Origin of the sequence: Massilia litorea (assembly GCF_015101885.1) — a bacterium.
GTDB lineage: Bacteria > Pseudomonadota > Gammaproteobacteria > Burkholderiales > Burkholderiaceae_D > Telluria > Telluria litorea.
The window spans coordinates 2,007,761-2,023,550 of the sequence record NZ_CP062941.1 but is presented as its reverse complement, the minus strand read 5'-3'; the positions used below and the strand labels follow the sequence as shown (position 1 = coordinate 2,023,550).

The following is a 15,790-nucleotide window of genomic DNA, read 5'->3' as shown; positions in this document are numbered from 1 at the left end:
TCGTTATGCCAGCTTCAGCCAGCCACGCCTTCTGAAATACCATAACGGCGCAATCGCGCTCGCCACCATCAGGCTGAGCGCGAATGGATAGCCGAAGGTCCAGCTCAACTCCGGGAACCACTTCTGGAAGTTCATGCCGTAGATGCTGGCGATCAGCGTCGGCGGCATGAAGGCGACCGAGGCTACCGAGAAGATCTTGATGATCTTGTTCTGGTTAATGTTAATGAAGCCGACGGTCGCATCCATCAGGAAGTTGACCTTGTCGAAAAGGAAAGAGGTGTGGCCGTCCAGCGATTCAATGTCGCGCAAAATCTGGCGCGCTTCGTCGAACTGTTCCGAGTTCAGTAATCGCCCGCGCATCAGGAAACTGACGGCGCGCCGGGTATCCATCATGTTGCGGCGGATGCGGCCATTCAAATCTTCCTCGTGGGCGATCGCGTTCAGCGCCGCGGCCGCATCCTGGTCGGTGAATTCCTTCTGCAGCACGCGCTGGCTGACTTCTTCCAGGCTCTCGTAAATGCCCTCGAGCGCGTCCGCCGAATACTCGGCATCGGTTGCGTACAAGTCGAGCAGCACGTCCATGTAGTCGGCGATCGAACCGGGACGCGAACGGGCGCGCATGCGCACCAGGCGAAACACGGGCAAATCGTCCGAGTGGACCGAGAACAGGCGCTTGCCCGACAGGATGAAGGCAACCGTCACCACCCGCGACGGGCCGTCTTCTTCCTCGAGCAGGAAGTCGGTGCGCAGGTGCAGGTCGCCATTTTCCGCTTCGTAATAGCGGGCCGAGGCTTCGATGTCCGAGACTTCGTCTTCGCCCGGCAGGGTGACGCCATAAATCGCCTTGACCCACGCGCGTTCGTCGTCATCCGGATCGGTGAGGTCGACCCAGACAGGCGTGGCATTCTCCAGGTCCGCGCGCGACGCGATGGGCACCTGGTTCAGTCGGCCATTTTGTAGGACAAATACGTTGATCATGCGCTTTCTCGGCCGGAATCAAAACTGACGCAAGTGTACCCGTTAGCCCCGAGCCCGGCCACCCCGAAACAACACTTTTGCCCCGCATTAGGCTGTTTTTCAGCGAAATCAAGAAGCGAGTGTTATGGGACTTCGGCGGAGGCCATGCGGCGCTGGATCAGTCCGGTGCGCTTGACCAGATAATTCGTGCTGCGATGAACATCGTAGTAGCGCGGATTGGGCAGCATCACGGCCAGGCGCGCCGCCTGGAACGGCGCCAGGTTGGCTGCCGGCGTCTTGAAGTAATAGCGCGCGGCCGCTTCGGCGCCGAACACGCCGCGCCCGAACTCGACGACGTTGAGATAGATCTCCAGGATGCGGCGCTTGCTCATCACCGTTTCCAGCATGAAGGCGATGATCATCTCTTGGCCCTTGCGCAGGTAGTTGCGCGAGCCCGACAGGAATAAATTCTTGGCCAGCTGCTGCGTGATGGTCGAGCCGCCGCCGACGACCTTGTGCTTGCGGTTGTTGCGGTTGTAGGCGCGTTCGAGGGCGTCGAAGTCGACGCCCGGGTGGTCGGCGAAATTCGCGTCTTCCGAGGCGACCACGGCGCGTTTCAGATTATCCGAAATGCGCTCGTAAGGAACCCACTGGTACTTCAGCTGGGCATTCGGATTCGTTTCGCGCAGCGCCGACAGTTGCTCACGCATGAAACTGGTCGAACCGGGATTGAACCGGGCGAACCAGCAGACCTGCACGAAGAAATACAGCTGGAGTAAAAAGACGGCCAGGATCGGCCCGAGAAAAATCCACTTGATCCAGCGCCGTCCGCCCTTGCCTGTCCCCGCCGCATTGCCTCGTTTTGCCATTATCGTTTTTTTAGGTGCGTAATTGTTTGAAGACAGCGCTCGTGTCGGGCCGCACGCCGCGCCAGACCATAAACGCTTCGGCGGCCTGTTCGACCAGCATGCCGAGGCCGTCGCGCGTGACGGCGCCCTGCGCGCGCGCGAAGTCCATGAACGGCGACGGCGCGCTGCCGTACATCATATCCAAGGCCAGGCTGCCTTCGGCAAAAGCCGAGGCCGGCACTGGCGGCATCGTTCCGCCCAGGCTGCTCGAGGTGGCGTTGACGACGATGTCGAAGGATCCTTCGATCTCGTCGAAGCCGCAGGCGGCCAGTGGAACGCCGTGCCCGGCAAAGTTGGCGACCAGGCTGTCGGCCGTGGCGCGGGTGCGGTTGGCCACCAGGATCGATGCCGGTTGTTGCTCGATAAACGGCAGCATGACCCCGCGCGCCGCGCCGCCCGCGCCGAGCAGCAGGATGCGTTGACCAGCCAGCGCGACGCCGGCATTCCGCACGATGTCGGCCACCAGGCCGGGGCCGTCGGTGTTGTCGCCGACGATCTCTCCGTCCTCGAAGCTGAGGGTATTCACGGCGCCGGCGGCGCGCGCGCGCCCGGTCAGCCGGGTGGCCACCGCCACCGCCTCGATCTTGAAGGGCACGGTGACGTTCGCGCCGCGATAGCCCTGGGCGACCAGCTGGCGCACCGTCTCCGTAAAACCGTCGAGCGGCGCCAGGCAGCGTCCGTAAGCGATGTCCTGTCCGGTCTGGGCGGCGAACACGGGGTGGATCTCGGGCGACTTGCTGTGGGCGATCGGATTGCCGATCACGCAGTATTGGTCGGTCATACCTGCTCCTGGAGTTCGGCTTTCACTTTTTCTTCGCGTGTAAAAGTAAAACGCGTGATCACGATCCACAGGTCATCCTTGCCGGCGGTGCGCATGTTCTGCGGGAAGGCGCCGAAGGGAGCCGCGCGGCGCACGATTTCCAGGGCCGCCTTGTCGAGCGCCGGATTGCCGGACGAACGCTCGATGCGCGGTCCGCCTTCCTTCTGGTACAGGCTGCCGTCCTGGAACACGGGAATCGACACCACCAGCTCGCCGTAGAGTTTCTTGCCGTTCTGCTGGGGGAAGTTCAGCGTGCCGACCTCTTCCACCTGCTTTTGCATGGCCTTGTAATACAGCGCATAGCCGACCTGGCGCGTGCTCGGCGAAATATGGGTGCGCTTCGGACGTTTATTCTGGTCCTCGATGGTCTGCGTGATTTCCGCCGTCATGCGCGCGATCTGTTTTGTCGTGTCGACCTCGTCGGCGCCGGTACGGGTCGGATCGGGCTTGTCCTTGTCGGTGACGGGCGCGGCGGTGAACGGCGACTGTTGCGCGCGCGTGAGCACGTTCTGCTGCAGCTGCTCGAGTTCGACGATGCGCTTCTGCAGGGCCTTGATGCTGTCGCCGTTTTCGTTCTTGCGCAGGTCGGGCAGCGGCGATTTCGAACGCCCGGCATCGGCCGTGCCGCCGCCTTCGAGGTTGGCCTGGGCCAGCGCCTCGGCTTTACTCGGGGCCTTGGCATGTTTCGCGTTGACGAGGATGACTTCCAGGCCCGGATCGGCCGGCTCGAAGCGCAAGGCATCGGGCGCCACGAAACGGATGGCGAGCAGGACCGCATGCGCCGCCACCGAAGCGGCCAGGGCAATCATGAGGGGACGGTTTTCTCGGGAATACTTCACGCGGGGAGCCGGACGGCTGTTGAATCTGGGAATGCAGGCATTCTACCGTGCGCAGCGGCCGTGTGGGTTGCCGATGCGGGCTGGGTGGCAGCACGGCAACATCGTTACCACTACCGTAGGGTGGGCACTTGTGCCCACGCGGTGATATGCACCGGCTGCGCGTTCGTGCGCGTTGATCTCGGAGCTAGGTATCACCGCGTGGGCTCAGGAGCCCACCCTACGTTACACGACTGCTAACGGCTTACGATTCTGCTGGCGCAGGGTCATCGGTGCTGACCACTGCCACCGCACCTTCGGCTTCGACTGCCTCTTCGACCGCCGCTTCTCCGCTATCGCCCTCTTCTTCCTCGAACGCGATCTCCTCGCCCGGTGCCGCCGCCACTTCGAGCAATCTCGCCTCGAGCGACAGGTCGACCTCGTCCCAGCGCACGATATCGAGTTTGACTTGCGCGCCGCGCGCCACCTGCGGCATGCCGGCCAGGCGGATCACCAGCGGCACGTCCGTCAGGCGCAGCACGTCGTCCTTCAGCACGACGGCCTCGGCCTGCTTGACGCCCTCCTGGCCCAGCCAGCGCAGGCACCAGTAGCGTTCCATCGTCTGCTGGAAGTCGTTGTAGGACGCATACGCCGCATCGAAAGCGGAGACGATCGAGAACAGCGTCGCATCGCGTGGCTTGAAGGGGGCGACCAGCGGCGCGGTCACGCCGTGCTCGGCGCAGGCGATGATCTGCCACTGGTTCACCAGGTCCGTGTAGCGGCGCAGCGGCGACGTGCTCCAGGCGTATTGATCGACGCCCAGGCCCTGGTGCGGGGCCGCATGGGTGACCATGCGCACCTGCATCTTCGCCGCCCAGCCGGCGCCGCTGCCGGCGCCCTGCGAACGGTAGATGCCCGGCACGCCGGAGTCGTGCAGCAGCTTGCCCCAGGTGCTGTTCGCGAAAATCATCAGTTCGGCGACGATTTTATCCAGCGGCGCGCCGCGCTTGCGGCGCACGATCGAGACCACGTCGTCCTCGACATAGAAATTGAAGTCGACCCGGTTCGCCTGCTCCGGCTTCAAACCGAAGGCTTCGCGCTTCTGCATACGGCCCGCTTCGAGTTTCAGCGCCCATTTCCACAGCAGGGCCAATTCCATTTTGTGCGGATACTCGCCCGCCCCGTTTTCCAGCGTCTCTTCGTTGACCAGCTCGTCGAGGTCGTTGTGGCGCAGGTTGCTCTGGATCGGCACCAGTTCGGCGCGCGTCGTGGTCGAGATCGTCGACCAGTCGGCCGGATCGAGGACCGCGTACAGCGACAGTGCCGGGCAGGTCGTGCCCTCGGCCAGGGTGAAGGCGTTGACGACTTCGTCCGGCAGCATCGTGATCTTGTCGCCCGGCATATAGACGGTCGACATGCGCGCACGGGCGATCTTGTCGATCTCGTCGTCCGGCTTGATGGCCAGGCCCGGCGCGGCGATGTGGACGCCGACGCGCACGGTGCCGTCGTCCAGGTGCTCGACCGAGAAGGCGTCATCGATCTCGGTGGTGGTGACGTCGTCGATCGAGAAGGCGGCGACCCTGGCGACAGGCAGCGCAGTCGGCGCGCTCGGCACGGCGACCGATGGGAAGCCGGCGCCACGCGGGAAGTTCTCGAACAGGAAACGTCCCATGTGCAGGTCTTTGGGCGAGGCGAAGCCTTTGGTGGCCAGCATCAGCCGTGGCGCGGTGGTCTGCAGCTCGTCGGCCGCGGCTTCCAGCGCCTTGTATTCGATCGTGTTCTTGTCCGGCTTGAACAGCAACTGGGCGACGATCGGCTGCATCGTGGCCGGCAGCGTGCCCGCCTTGAGTTCCTCGACATAGCCGGCCTGGATCAGTGCCTGCTGCTTTTTCTTTTCGATGCCGGCCTGGGCCGCGCGCAGCGACTGCTCGGGCGCAGCCTTGTAGCGTCCACGGCCCTTTTTATAGAAATAGATCGGGGCGTTGTGCAGGGCCAGCACCAGGCCCGCGGCCTCCGCGGGCAACGGGGCGTGGCCGAAGTACTCGGCGCCCAGCTCGGCAAAGCCGAATTCTTCCTGCCCCGCCACCTCCCACAGGAAGTCGAGGTCGACCTCGGCGGCGATCCCCCTGGCTTCGTCCAGCAGCACTTCGGGCGCCGGTTTCTCGAACTGGAGCAAGACGTCCTTGGTCTTGACCTTGGACCGTTTGCCGCTCGACAGTTCGACCTGATAGGCTTCGCCAGCCGTCGACAACACCGTGCCGACCTTGAAGTCGCCCGATTCTTCAAAAAATACGTTCATGTTATTTCGCTATCTTTATTGTTGCAGCTGCCGTCAGCTCCAATACAGCCGGCAAGAATACTTCGGTGACCATCAACAGGCCTTGATGACGGCGGTAAACACAGCGCCGCGCATGGAAATCCTTGCTACCCAGGTCAGCTCCAAGCGCTGCGCGCACGCGCGCCAGCAGCGGGTGGCCAGCGCGCAGCCGGGCAAATTTGAGCGACCCGCGCACGACCTTGGGGTCGTAAAACAGGGTGGAGCCGAGCGACTGCTCGCCCAGCGCCGAAAACAGCGGCCAGTCGTTCGCCGTGGCCGACATCGGTACGACGGTGTGGCCGAAGACCACCGGCACGCCATCGCAGCACAATACAACCTCGCGCTCCCAGACGCGCTCGCGGCGCGGCAGGCCGATCGGCACCGCCTCCTCCAGCGAACAGAGCGCCACCTCCTGGTGCAGGCGCCGCACGCGAAACGCCGCGCTGTGCGCCACCAGGCGCGCCGTCAGCGAACCCTTCGTTTCAAGCCAGCCGCGCATGGACCCCTCGGCGCCGACGGCGGCGGCCCTGCGATGCCACTTCGCCAGGCGCAGCGATTGTCCCCTCACCGGGGCGCGCCCTCCCGCCCTGGCGACCAGTCCGCGTGCGGTTGGCAAAAGCCCAGCACCTCATCCACATACTGCGGGAATTCGGAAATCGCGTGGTCGCTGCCCTCGATCACGTGCTGGCGCGCACCGGCATAGTGATTCACCATGTCGCGGTAATCCAGCACTTCGTCGCCGGTCGCGGCAATCAGGAAATAGCGTTCCGGCCTGGTGATGCGCGCCACTTTCAGCGCGGCCAGTTCATCGATGTATTCGCGCCGGAATTCGAAAGGTTCGCTTGAGTGCCAGTTCGTCGTCACGCCGACGTGGTGCTCCAGGTTTTTCAGGGGATCGACCGAGGGATTCAATACCACGGCCGGTACGTCCAGCCGCTCGGCGAGCCAGGTGGCATAAAAGCCGCCCAGCGAGGAACCGACGATGGACAGGTTGTGCGGCGCATGGCGTTCCGCCAGCAGCAGCGCCAGTTCCATCGCCGCTTTCGGCGACGCCGGCAGCTGCGGACAGATCAGGTCGCCCGCGCGGCCGGCCGCCGCCATGCGTTCCTGCATCACCCGCGCTTTAAAGGAACGCGGCGACGAGCGGAAGCCGTGCAAGTACAAAATCATGTCGCCAGCGCCTCGAGCAGCTTCTGGTGCACGCCGCCGAAGCCGCCATTGCTCATCACGAGGATGTGGTCGCCCGGCTGGGCCGCCTGCACGATGGCCTGCACCATGTAGTCGATCTGGTCGAAGCTGTGCGCGATCGTGCCCAGCGGCTTCAAGGCATCGGCCAGCGACCAGCCCAGCGCCTGCTGGCTGCCGAAGCCGAACACGAGGTCCGCATCCTTGAGACTGCCCGGCAGCGCATCCTTCATGGCGCCCAGCTTCATCGTGTTCGAGCGGGGCTCCAGCACGGCCAGGATGCGCCCCGCGCTGCCGATGCGCTGGCGCAGGCCGCCGACCGTGGTCGCGATCGCGGTTGGATGGTGCGCGAAATCGTCGTAGACGGTGACGTTGTTCACCACGCCGCGTACTTCCATGCGGCGCTTGACGCTCTGGAAGCGAGACAGCGAATCGACGGCCTGCGCCACCGGCACGCCGACGTGGCGGGCAGCGGCAATCGCGGCCAGCGCGTTCGAGCGGTTGTGCTTGCCGGTCAGTTCCCAGTGCACAGTGCCCTGGTTCTCGCCATTGAACATGACGTCGAAGCTGGCGCCGCCCGGATGCTCGACCATTGCCCAGTTCACGCCGTCGGACGAACCAAACGTTTCCTTCTCGCTCCAGCAGCCGCGCTTGATCACGCGCGCCAGCGAGGCTTCGTCGCCGTTCACGACCAGGCGTCCGACGCCCGGCACGGTACGCACCAGGTGGTGGAACTGGGTCTCGATGGCGCCGATGTCCGGGAAGATGTCGGCGTGGTCGAATTCGAGGTTGTTCAGCACGGCCGTCTTCGCGTGGTAGTGCACGAACTTGCTGCGCTTGTCGAAAAAGGCGGTGTCGTATTCGTCCGCTTCGATGACGAAGAAGTCCGATTCGGTGGCGCCCTGCAGGCGCGCCGAAATACCGAAATTCATCGGCACGCCGCCGATCAGGAAGCCCGGCGCATAGCCCGCGTCTTCCAGGATCCAGGCCAGCATCGACGAGGTCGTCGTCTTGCCGTGGGTGCCGGCCACGGCCAGCACCCATTTTTCGCGCAGAATATGTTCGCCGATCCACTGCGGACCCGACACATACGGCAGGCCGCGGTTCAGGATTTCCTCGATCAGCGGATTACCGCGCGTCATCACATTACCCACCACATACAGGTCGGGATTGAGCGACACCTGTTCCGGGCCATAGCCCTGGATCAGTTCGATACCCTGGGCCTCGAGCTGGGTACTCATCGGGGGATAGACGTTGGCGTCGCAACCGGTAACGCGGTGGCCGGCCTCTTTCGCCAGGACCGCCAGGCCGCCCATGAAGGTGCCGCAAATGCCGAGGATGTGAATGTGCATGATGGTAAGGAATAAAGCGAATACGCGATTCTACCCGACGCGATGCCATTTTCCGTTCAAGAGTATGATCGAGGTCATGATGCCAACCCAGAATAATGACCTTCAGCAGCTGCGTGCGCAGATCGCCGCGACGGCTGCGCGCATGATCGCGCAAGACGGCGCCGACTACCCCACGGCACGCAAAAAGGCCGCCCGGCAAGTGCTGGGTGTGGACCAGCCCCAGCCGAACCTGATGCCGGACAACGGCGAGATCGAAGAGGAAGTACGGCGCTATTTGACCCTGTTCGGCGGCGCGGCCCACGCCGAACGCCTGCAGGCGCTGCGCGAAACGGCCTTGCAAGTGATGGATGCGCTGGCCGAATTCCGCCCTTACCTGACGGGGGCCGTGCTGAACGGCACGGCCGGCGAGCACGACGACATCCACCTGCAACTGTTCGCCGACAGCGCGAAAGAGGTCGAGATTTATCTGTTGAACCGCAACGTCAATATAGATATCTCGGAAACGCCCCACTTCAAGGGCGCCAGACACGATCCCGTTGAAACGGTGAGCTTCCTGTGGCATAAGGAAGCGGTGCATGCCGAGCTCTACGATTTTCACGATCTGCGCGGCGCACTGAAACCCCGGGGCGATGGCCGCCTGCAGCGTGTCGACGCGGCCGGCCTGCGCGCCCTGATGTCTACCGACGAATCCCTGGAACAGGACGAATGAAGAATAAAAAGATGGCCGCCGTGGCGGCCGTGGCAGCGATTTTTTGCGCCCTTGGCGTTGTGTTCGGCAGCAAAACGAAGCCGGTGCCAGCTCCGCTGACGACCAGCATCGCCCCGGCCGGTACGCCGGACGGCGGCGGCCCAGCGCACACCGCCTCCACTCACTTATATGCGCAAACCCTGAACGACCTGTCGGGCAAGCCGCAGTCCCTGTCGCAGTGGAAAGGCAAACCCCTGCTCGTCAACTTCTGGGCCACCTGGTGCGGACCCTGCGTCCAGGAAATGCCCGAGCTGTCGGCCCTCGCCAACGAAGAGGCCGGCAAGCGCTTCAATGTCATCGGCCTCGGCATCGATTCGCCCTCGGCCATGAGCGAATTTGCGGCCAAGCACAACATCAAGTACCCGCTGTATGTAGGCGGCATGGGCGGCACGGAACTGTCGCGCGCCTTCGGCAATACGAATGGCGGCCTGCCCTTCACGGTACTCATCGGCGCGGACGGCCAGGTAAGGAAGACCTACCTCGGCAAGCTGAAATTCGACGAGTTGAAGGCCGACCTCGCGGCACTGTAGAGCTCGCGAACGGTCGTTCTTTTCCGATCTCCGCGCAAGTGGTTGTTATCCACGGAGAATTTTATCGCTTGCCAATAGCTGACGTTGGCGGCAAAATGCGTCACTTTCGAGCATAGACTCTACAAAATAATGGCGAAAAAGCTACTGCTGCTCAACGGTCCCAACCTGAATTTATTGGGAACCCGCGAGCCTGCGGTGTATGGCGCGGCAACGCTGGCCGACATCGAAAGCGCTGCGACGGCCCAGGCCATCGCAGCGGGCGGGTCGCTTTCCTGCTTTCAGAGCAACCACGAAGGTGCGCTGATCGACCGCATCCACGCCGCCCGTAGCGAAGGCGTGGACGCGATCGTCATCAATCCTGGCGGGCTGACCCACACGAGCGTGGCCTTGCGCGATGCGTTTGCTGCGGTGGCGATCCCGTTCATTGAGGTCCATATCTCAAATATTTATCAGCGCGAAGAATTCCGCCACCATTCCTACCTGTCGGCGCTGGCCCGCGGCACCATCTGCGGGCTCGGCATCGACGGATACCGGTATGCCATCGACTTCGCGCTCAAATAGCGTTAATCTCAAGTAACTTCATGCATCATCTTCGGCTGCGCCCTCTTTTGGCGCGCTGTTTTACTCTCTTAATACCACAATAATTCCAAGGGGTTTCACATGGATCTACGTAAACTCAAGACTTTGATCGACCTCGTCGCCGAATCGGACATCGCTGAACTCGAAGTGACCGAAGGCGAAAGCAAGGTTCGCATCGTCAAGTCGTCCGCCGCGCCCCAAGGCCAGATGGTCATGATGCCGTCCGGCATGCAGCAATATTCGGCGCCCGCCCCAGCCGCCGCTCCTGCTGCCCCGGCCGCGCCTGCAGCACCGGCCGTTGCCGTTGAAACTGGTCACGTCGTCAAGTCGCCGATGGTCGGCACCTTCTACCGTTCGTCCGCTCCGGGCGCCGCTGCGTTCGTCGAAGTCGGCACCAACATCAAGGAAGGCGACACCCTCTGCATCATCGAGGCAATGAAACTCCTGAACGAAATCGACGCCGATGTCTCCGGCGTGGTGACCAAGATCCTGGTGGAAAATGGCCAGCCGGTCGAATTCGGCCAGCCACTGTTCGTGATCGGCTAAGTTTCGGCTTTCGCTGCGCCGCCCGGCCGTGACATCGTTCCGGCCGCATGATCCCGAACCCAGGCCGGCGCACGACGCCGGCTCTCTCACACTCCGAAGCTAACCATGTTTGAAAAAATTCTTATCGCCAATCGTGGTGAAATCGCGCTGCGTATCCAGCGCGCATGCCGCGAAATGGGCATCAAGACGGTGGTCGTCCACTCCGAAGCCGACAAGGACGCCAAGTATGTGAAGCTGGCCGACGAGTCCGTCTGCATCGGCCCGGCCCAGTCCGCGCTGAGCTACCTGAACATGCCGGCGATTATCAGCGCCGCCGAAGTGACGGACGCCGAAGCGATCCACCCGGGCTACGGCTTCCTGTCGGAAAACGCCGACTTCGCCGAGCGCGTGGAAAAATCGGGCTTCGTCTTCATCGGCCCGCGTTCCGATTCGATCCGCCTGATGGGCGACAAGGTCTCGGCCAAGCAGGCGATGATCCGCGCCGGCGTGCCTTGCGTGCCGGGTTCGGATGGCGCCCTGCCTGACGATCCGAAGGAAATCATCCAGACCGCCCGCAAGGTTGGCTATCCGGTCATCATCAAGGCTGCCGGCGGCGGCGGCGGGCGCGGCATGCGCGTGGTCCACACCGAAGCGGCCCTGCTCAACGCCGTGGCGATGACCAAGACCGAAGCCGGTACCGCCTTCGGCAATCCGGAAGTCTATATGGAGAAGTACCTGGAGAATCCGCGCCACGTGGAAATCCAGATCCTCGCCGACGAACACAAAAACGCCGTCTGGCTGGGCGAACGCGACTGCTCGATGCAGCGCCGCCACCAGAAGGTGATCGAGGAAGCGCCGGCACCGGGCATCCCGCGCAAGCTGATCGAGAAGATCGGCGACCGCTGCGCCGAAGCCTGCCGCAAGATCGGCTACCGCGGCGCCGGTACCTTCGAATTCCTGTATGAAAACGGCGAGTTCTATTTCATCGAAATGAACACACGCGTCCAGGTCGAACACCCGGTCACGGAAATGATCACCGGCATCGACATCGTGCAGGAACAGATCCGCATCGCCTGCGGCGAGAAGCTGCGCTTCCGCCAGCGCGACATCATGCTGGCCGGCCACGCGATCGAATGCCGCATCAATGCGGAAGACCCATTCAAGTTTACGCCGTCCCCTGGCCGCATCACCGGCTGGCACCCGCCGGGCGGTCCCGGCATCCGTGTCGATTCGCACTCGTATGCGGGCTACTATGTGCCACCTCATTACGACTCGATGATCGGCAAGGTAATTTCCTACGGTGCTACTCGTGAGCAAGCAATCCGCCGCATGCAAATTGCGTTGTCGGAAATGGTGGTTGAGGGTATTTTGACCAACATCCAGCTGCACCGCGAACTGATGGTCGATGCCCGCTTCATCGAAGGCGGCACCAACATCCATTACCTGGAGCAGAAGCTGGCGAATCGCCCTGACACGAAAGTGGTCGTGGCCCCGGAAAACAAGGCTGACGCATGAGCTGGACCGAAGTCATCATCGAAATCGCACGCGAGCACGCGGAAGGCCTGTCCGACGCCTTGATGGAAGCGGGCGCGCTGTCGGTTTCGGTGGAAGATGCCGACGAAGGCACCGACCAGGAAAAGCCGCTGTTCGGCGAACCTGGCATGGAGCCGACCGAGGCGGCCTGGGATCACAGCCGTGTCGTGGCCCTGACTGACATCGACGCTGACCAACAGGCCATCGTCGCGGAAGCGGCCGCCGCCATCGGGCTCACTACCGTGCCGGCGTTTTCCACCCGCGCGGTGGCCGATGCCGACTGGGTACGCCTGACGCAGTCGCAATTCGAACCGATCCACATCGGCACCAACATCTGGGTCGTGCCGAGCTGGCACGAAGCGCCGGACCCGAACGGGCTCATTCTCGAACTCGATCCGGGCCTGGCGTTTGGCACCGGCAGCCATCCGACCACCCGCCTGTGCATGGAGTGGCTGGAAGCCCATCCGGCACCGGGCAAGAGCGTCCTGGACTACGGCTGCGGTTCCGGCATCCTGGCGATGGTCGCCAAGAAGCTGGCCGCCGGCGACGTGGCCGGGGTCGACATCGATCCGCAGGCGATCGAATCGGCGCGTGCGAATGCCGAGCGTAACAACTGCGAAATCGATTTCTACGTGCCGGACGCATTTGCCGCCTCGTCGAACGAGCGCCATGCAAATGGCAAGTTCGACATCGTCGTGGCCAACATCCTGTCGAGCCCATTGAAGCTGATGGCGCCGATGTTGTCGGGCCGCGTGGCGCCTGGCGGTTCGCTGGTGCTCTCGGGCGTGCTGGCGCGCCAGGCCGACGAAGTGGCCGCCGCCTACGCACCTTTCATCAAGCTGGGCGTCTGGGCCGAGCAGGACGGCTGGGTTGCCCTTCACGGGACGCTCGGCCAGGATACGGTACCGGCCGCGCGCTCCACTACCAACGGTTAAGGAGCCCGGCATGGCGCTTGCCACCCAATGCCCCCATTGCGGCACGATGTTCCGGGTCGCCTCGGACCAACTCAAGCTGCGTGGGGGCATTGTGCGTTGCGGCTCCTGCCAGGAGATCTTCGACGGCAGCGCCACCCTGGTGGACCTCGATGCGCTGCCGGCCAAGGCGCCGGTGGCTGCCAAGCCTGATCTGCCCTCTCCCGACGCGGCGCCCGCTGCCGTCGTCGAACCCGCCCCCATATCCGAACCCGAACCCGAGCCTGCGCCTGCCCTTGAGGAGGCGTCCCTGGCTGACGACGAAGCGCTCGCGCCGCTCGACATGACGGTCGAGCTGCCGCGTTTCGAGGACCAGCCGGTCTACACGCTCGACTTCGACCATACCTTCGATCCGTTCGGGATCCTGCCGAAAGTCGATGCACCCGCGGCGCCTGAAGTGGAAACGCCCCTGCCCGAAGCGGTCGCGGTCGAGGCGTCCGGGTCCGCAGCCGAAGAACCCGTGATCGACGAGGAGCCCGTCCAGCCGGCCATGCCGCCCTGGTCGCAGCTGTTGAAGAACCCGGAGCCGGTTGCGGAGGCGACACCGCCCGCCGCGCCGGAGCCGGCCGCCCTTGCGCCGCAGCCCGACGACGCGGCCGAACCCGTCCTCGAAGCGCAAGCGGAGCCTGAGCCGCTCGTCCCGCAGCACGCCGGCCGCATCGAGCCCGCCTTCGGCCTGCCGGTCGACGAAGAACTGGTCGCCGCGCCCCTGCCCGGCCACGAACCGGAACTGGAACCGGCTGCGCCCGCGCCACGCGCCAACGTTCCCGCCGACGACGCGCCGCCGCTGCTGATGCGCGAATCGACCGCCAGCGTGGTCACGCCGCCCGCCGCCGCCCATGTGCCGCCGATTGCGCGCACGCCGGCCGCCAAGCGTGCCGAAAAGGCCGCCGCGCGCCGCTCGAAGCTCACGCCCACCCGCATCGAAGCGCAACCGAAACTGCGCGCGGCCGAGATCGACGAGCCGGAGTTCGTCAAGCGCGGCCGCCAGCAGGAGCAGAACGGGCGCGCGCGCAAGATCGCGCTGGTCGCCGGCGCCATCGCCCTGTTGATCCTCCTGTTCGCGCAAGGGGTACTGAACTTCCGCAACGCCCTCGCCGCCCGCTTCCCGGCCGCGAAACCGGCCCTCGTCTCCGGCTGCGCTGTCTTCGGCTGCCGCGTCGAACTGCCGGCCCAGATCGACAACCTCGCCATCGAAACGGGCGAACTGACCACGCTCGGCGGCGGCGTCTATTCCTTCACCACCGAGCTGCGCAACGCCGGCACCACGGCCCAGGCCTGGCCGAGCCTGGAACTGGCGCTGACCGACGCCAACGACAAGCCGCTGGTGCGCCGCGTATTCGGCCCCAGGGATTATCTTGCCGCCGACACCCCGGCCGCGAACGGCATCGCGCCGCGCGCCGAACACGCGATCAAACTCCACTTCCGCGTGGAGGACCTGAAACCTTCCGGCTACCACATTGCCGTCTTCTACCCCTGAATTGACGTTGGACCTCACATGACCCAAGCTACCCTGATCTGCGGATCGCTCGCATTCGACAAGATCATGCAATACCACGGCCGTTTCGCCGAGACCCTGCTGGCCGACCAGCTGCACCGCGTGAACGTCTCCTTCCTGGTACCGACCCTGCGCACCGAATACGGCGGCTGCTCGGCGAACATCGCCTATAACCTCAAGCTGCTCGGCGGCGAGCCCCTGATCATGGCCACCCTCGGCCAGGACGGCGCCGACTACCTCGAGCGCCTGCGCAACTTCGGCATCAAGACGCGCGCCATCAAGACGATCCAGGACGCCTACACGGCCCAGTGCTTCGTCACCGCCGACCAGGACAACAACCAGATCAACGCCTTCCACCCGGGCGCGATGCAGTTCTCGCACGAGAACAACGTCGCCGACCAGGGCCCGCTGCGCGTGGCGATCATCGCCCCGGACGGCCGCGACGGCATGCTCAAGCACGCGCGCGACTGCGCCGCCCAGGGCGTACCTTTCATGTTCGACCCGGGCCAGCAGCTGCCGATGTTCAGCGGCGAAGAACTGCTGACCTTCATCGAGCAGGCCACCTACCTGGCCGCGAACGACTACGAATTCGAGATGGTGATGGACCGCACCGGCCTCTCGCTCGAACAGATCGCCGCGCGCCTGGAGGCGCTGATCGTCACCCGCGGCGAAAAGGGTTCCGAGATCTACGCCGGCGGCGAGCGCCACGACATCCCGGCCGTGCCGGCCACCGCCGTGGTCGACCCGACCGGCTGCGGCGACGCATACCGCGCCGGCCTCCTGTACGGCATCGCGCAAGGCTACGACTGGCCGACCACCGGCCGCATCGCCAGCCTGCTCGGCTCCATCAAGATCGCCCACCAGGGCGGCCAGAACCACAGTTTTACTCCGGCCGAGATCGCCAATAAATTCGAAGCCGCCTTCGGCTACCGCTTCAAATAATTAAAAGGGTACAACCGCCGGCATACACTGTTGGCGGATGCGCACCGTAGGGGTCATTGAGGACAATGTCCTCAATGACGGGTTCACCGGGCTCCCCGAGCCCACGCGTT

16 protein-coding genes are annotated in these 15,790 nt (G+C 64.1%); 8 read left to right on the top strand and 8 right to left on the bottom strand.

The genetic code is table 11. From position 1 onward, the window contains the following. Positions 1-3: 3 nt before the first annotated feature. The 8 genes from corA to mpl form a co-directional block, all read right to left on the bottom strand. Positions 4-978 (bottom strand): magnesium/cobalt transporter CorA, encoded by a 975-nt coding sequence (gene corA / locus LPB04_RS09040; RefSeq protein WP_193688356.1) that lies wholly within the window; start codon positions 976-978, stop codon positions 4-6. Positions 979-1,100: 122 nt separating this feature from the next. Continuing rightward, positions 1,101-1,826, bottom strand: coding sequence for a monofunctional biosynthetic peptidoglycan transglycosylase (gene mtgA / locus LPB04_RS09035; protein ID WP_193688355.1), 726 nt, complete (start codon positions 1,824-1,826; stop codon positions 1,101-1,103). Positions 1,827-1,836: 10 nt separating this feature from the next. Next, a complete protein-coding gene (gene aroE, locus LPB04_RS09030; RefSeq protein ID WP_193688354.1) occupies positions 1,837-2,646 on the bottom strand; it encodes a shikimate dehydrogenase in 810 nt (269 codons plus the stop codon). Beyond that, on the bottom strand, positions 2,643-3,494 hold the full coding sequence (locus tag LPB04_RS09025) for an energy transducer TonB (protein ID WP_193688353.1): 852 nt from the start codon (positions 3,492-3,494) through the stop codon (positions 2,643-2,645). Before LPB04_RS09025 ends, aroE begins: the two co-directional genes overlap by 4 nt. Before the next feature lie 271 nt (positions 3,495-3,765). Further along, entirely contained in the window at positions 3,766-5,799 is a 2,034-nt protein-coding gene (locus LPB04_RS09020; protein WP_193688352.1) for a ribonuclease catalytic domain-containing protein, read from the bottom strand. 1 nt (position 5,800) lies between these two features. Next, positions 5,801-6,385 (bottom strand): chorismate--pyruvate lyase family protein, encoded by a 585-nt coding sequence (locus LPB04_RS09015; RefSeq protein WP_193688916.1) that lies wholly within the window; start codon positions 6,383-6,385, stop codon positions 5,801-5,803. After that, positions 6,382-6,987 (bottom strand): YqiA/YcfP family alpha/beta fold hydrolase, encoded by a 606-nt coding sequence (locus LPB04_RS09010; RefSeq protein ID WP_193688351.1) that lies wholly within the window; start codon positions 6,985-6,987, stop codon positions 6,382-6,384. The genes LPB04_RS09015 and LPB04_RS09010 overlap by 4 nt, the downstream gene beginning before the upstream one ends. Continuing rightward, on the bottom strand, positions 6,984-8,354 hold the full coding sequence (gene mpl, locus LPB04_RS09005) for a UDP-N-acetylmuramate:L-alanyl-gamma-D-glutamyl-meso-diaminopimelate ligase (protein WP_193688350.1): 1,371 nt from the start codon (positions 8,352-8,354) through the stop codon (positions 6,984-6,986). Before mpl ends, LPB04_RS09010 begins: the two co-directional genes overlap by 4 nt. Before the next feature lie 76 nt (positions 8,355-8,430). Here mpl and LPB04_RS09000 point away from each other — a divergent pair, with 76 nt between their 5' ends. The 8 genes from LPB04_RS09000 (at position 8,431) to LPB04_RS08965 (ending at position 15,680) form a co-directional block, all read left to right on the top strand. Beyond that, positions 8,431-9,063, top strand: a complete 633-nt coding sequence (locus LPB04_RS09000) for a hypothetical protein (protein ID WP_193688349.1) — start codon at positions 8,431-8,433, stop codon at positions 9,061-9,063. Beyond that, positions 9,060-9,632 carry a TlpA family protein disulfide reductase gene (locus LPB04_RS08995; RefSeq protein ID WP_193688348.1) on the top strand — a complete coding sequence of 191 codons (573 nt, stop codon included), beginning with the start codon at positions 9,060-9,062 and terminating at the stop codon, positions 9,630-9,632. The genes LPB04_RS09000 and LPB04_RS08995 overlap by 4 nt, the downstream gene beginning before the upstream one ends. Positions 9,633-9,761: 129 nt before the next feature. After that, positions 9,762-10,193 (top strand): type II 3-dehydroquinate dehydratase, encoded by a 432-nt coding sequence (aroQ, locus tag LPB04_RS08990; RefSeq protein WP_193688915.1) that lies wholly within the window; start codon positions 9,762-9,764, stop codon positions 10,191-10,193. Between the two features lie 99 nt (positions 10,194-10,292). Beyond that, on the top strand, positions 10,293-10,757 hold the full coding sequence (gene accB, locus LPB04_RS08985; RefSeq protein ID WP_193688347.1) for an acetyl-CoA carboxylase biotin carboxyl carrier protein: 465 nt from the start codon (positions 10,293-10,295) through the stop codon (positions 10,755-10,757). 105 nt (positions 10,758-10,862) lie between these two features. After that, on the top strand, positions 10,863-12,251 hold the full coding sequence (gene accC / locus LPB04_RS08980; RefSeq protein WP_193688346.1) for an acetyl-CoA carboxylase biotin carboxylase subunit: 1,389 nt from the start codon (positions 10,863-10,865) through the stop codon (positions 12,249-12,251). Further along, positions 12,248-13,204, top strand: a complete 957-nt coding sequence (gene prmA, locus LPB04_RS08975; RefSeq protein ID WP_193688345.1) for a 50S ribosomal protein L11 methyltransferase — start codon at positions 12,248-12,250, stop codon at positions 13,202-13,204. Before accC ends, prmA begins: the two co-directional genes overlap by 4 nt. 10 nt (positions 13,205-13,214) lie before the next feature. Continuing rightward, positions 13,215-14,720 (top strand): zinc-ribbon and DUF3426 domain-containing protein, encoded by a 1,506-nt coding sequence (locus tag LPB04_RS08970; RefSeq protein WP_193688344.1) that lies wholly within the window; start codon positions 13,215-13,217, stop codon positions 14,718-14,720. Positions 14,721-14,738: 18 nt separating this feature from the next. Further along, positions 14,739-15,680, top strand: a complete 942-nt coding sequence (locus tag LPB04_RS08965) for a carbohydrate kinase family protein (protein WP_193688343.1) — start codon at positions 14,739-14,741, stop codon at positions 15,678-15,680. Positions 15,681-15,790: the final 110 nt, after the last annotated feature.

What these genes read in the sequence shown, in the direction of transcription:
- corA (WP_193688356.1), bottom strand. Translation starts at nt 978, where the DNA reads ATGATCAACGTATTTGTCCTACAAAATGGCCGACTGAACCAGGTGCCC.
- mtgA (WP_193688355.1), bottom strand. Translation starts at nt 1,826, where the DNA reads ATGGCAAAACGAGGCAATGCGGCGGGGACAGGCAAGGGCGGACGGCGC.
- aroE (WP_193688354.1), bottom strand. Translation starts at nt 2,646, where the DNA reads ATGACCGACCAATACTGCGTGATCGGCAATCCGATCGCCCACAGCAAG.
- LPB04_RS09025 (WP_193688353.1), bottom strand. Translation starts at nt 3,494, where the DNA reads ATGATTGCCCTGGCCGCTTCGGTGGCGGCGCATGCGGTCCTGCTCGCC.
- LPB04_RS09020 (WP_193688352.1), bottom strand. Translation starts at nt 5,799, where the DNA reads ATGAACGTATTTTTTGAAGAATCGGGCGACTTCAAGGTCGGCACGGTG.
- LPB04_RS09010 (WP_193688351.1), bottom strand. Translation starts at nt 6,987, where the DNA reads ATGATTTTGTACTTGCACGGCTTCCGCTCGTCGCCGCGTTCCTTTAAA.
- mpl (WP_193688350.1), bottom strand. Translation starts at nt 8,354, where the DNA reads ATGCACATTCACATCCTCGGCATTTGCGGCACCTTCATGGGCGGCCTG.
- LPB04_RS09000 (WP_193688349.1), top strand. Translation starts at nt 8,431, where the DNA reads ATGATGCCAACCCAGAATAATGACCTTCAGCAGCTGCGTGCGCAGATC.
- LPB04_RS08995 (WP_193688348.1), top strand. Translation starts at nt 9,060, where the DNA reads ATGAAGAATAAAAAGATGGCCGCCGTGGCGGCCGTGGCAGCGATTTTT.
- aroQ (WP_193688915.1), top strand. Translation starts at nt 9,762, where the DNA reads ATGGCGAAAAAGCTACTGCTGCTCAACGGTCCCAACCTGAATTTATTG.
- accB (WP_193688347.1), top strand. Translation starts at nt 10,293, where the DNA reads ATGGATCTACGTAAACTCAAGACTTTGATCGACCTCGTCGCCGAATCG.
- accC (WP_193688346.1), top strand. Translation starts at nt 10,863, where the DNA reads ATGTTTGAAAAAATTCTTATCGCCAATCGTGGTGAAATCGCGCTGCGT.
- prmA (WP_193688345.1), top strand. Translation starts at nt 12,248, where the DNA reads ATGAGCTGGACCGAAGTCATCATCGAAATCGCACGCGAGCACGCGGAA.
- LPB04_RS08970 (WP_193688344.1), top strand. Translation starts at nt 13,215, where the DNA reads ATGGCGCTTGCCACCCAATGCCCCCATTGCGGCACGATGTTCCGGGTC.
- LPB04_RS08965 (WP_193688343.1), top strand. Translation starts at nt 14,739, where the DNA reads ATGACCCAAGCTACCCTGATCTGCGGATCGCTCGCATTCGACAAGATC.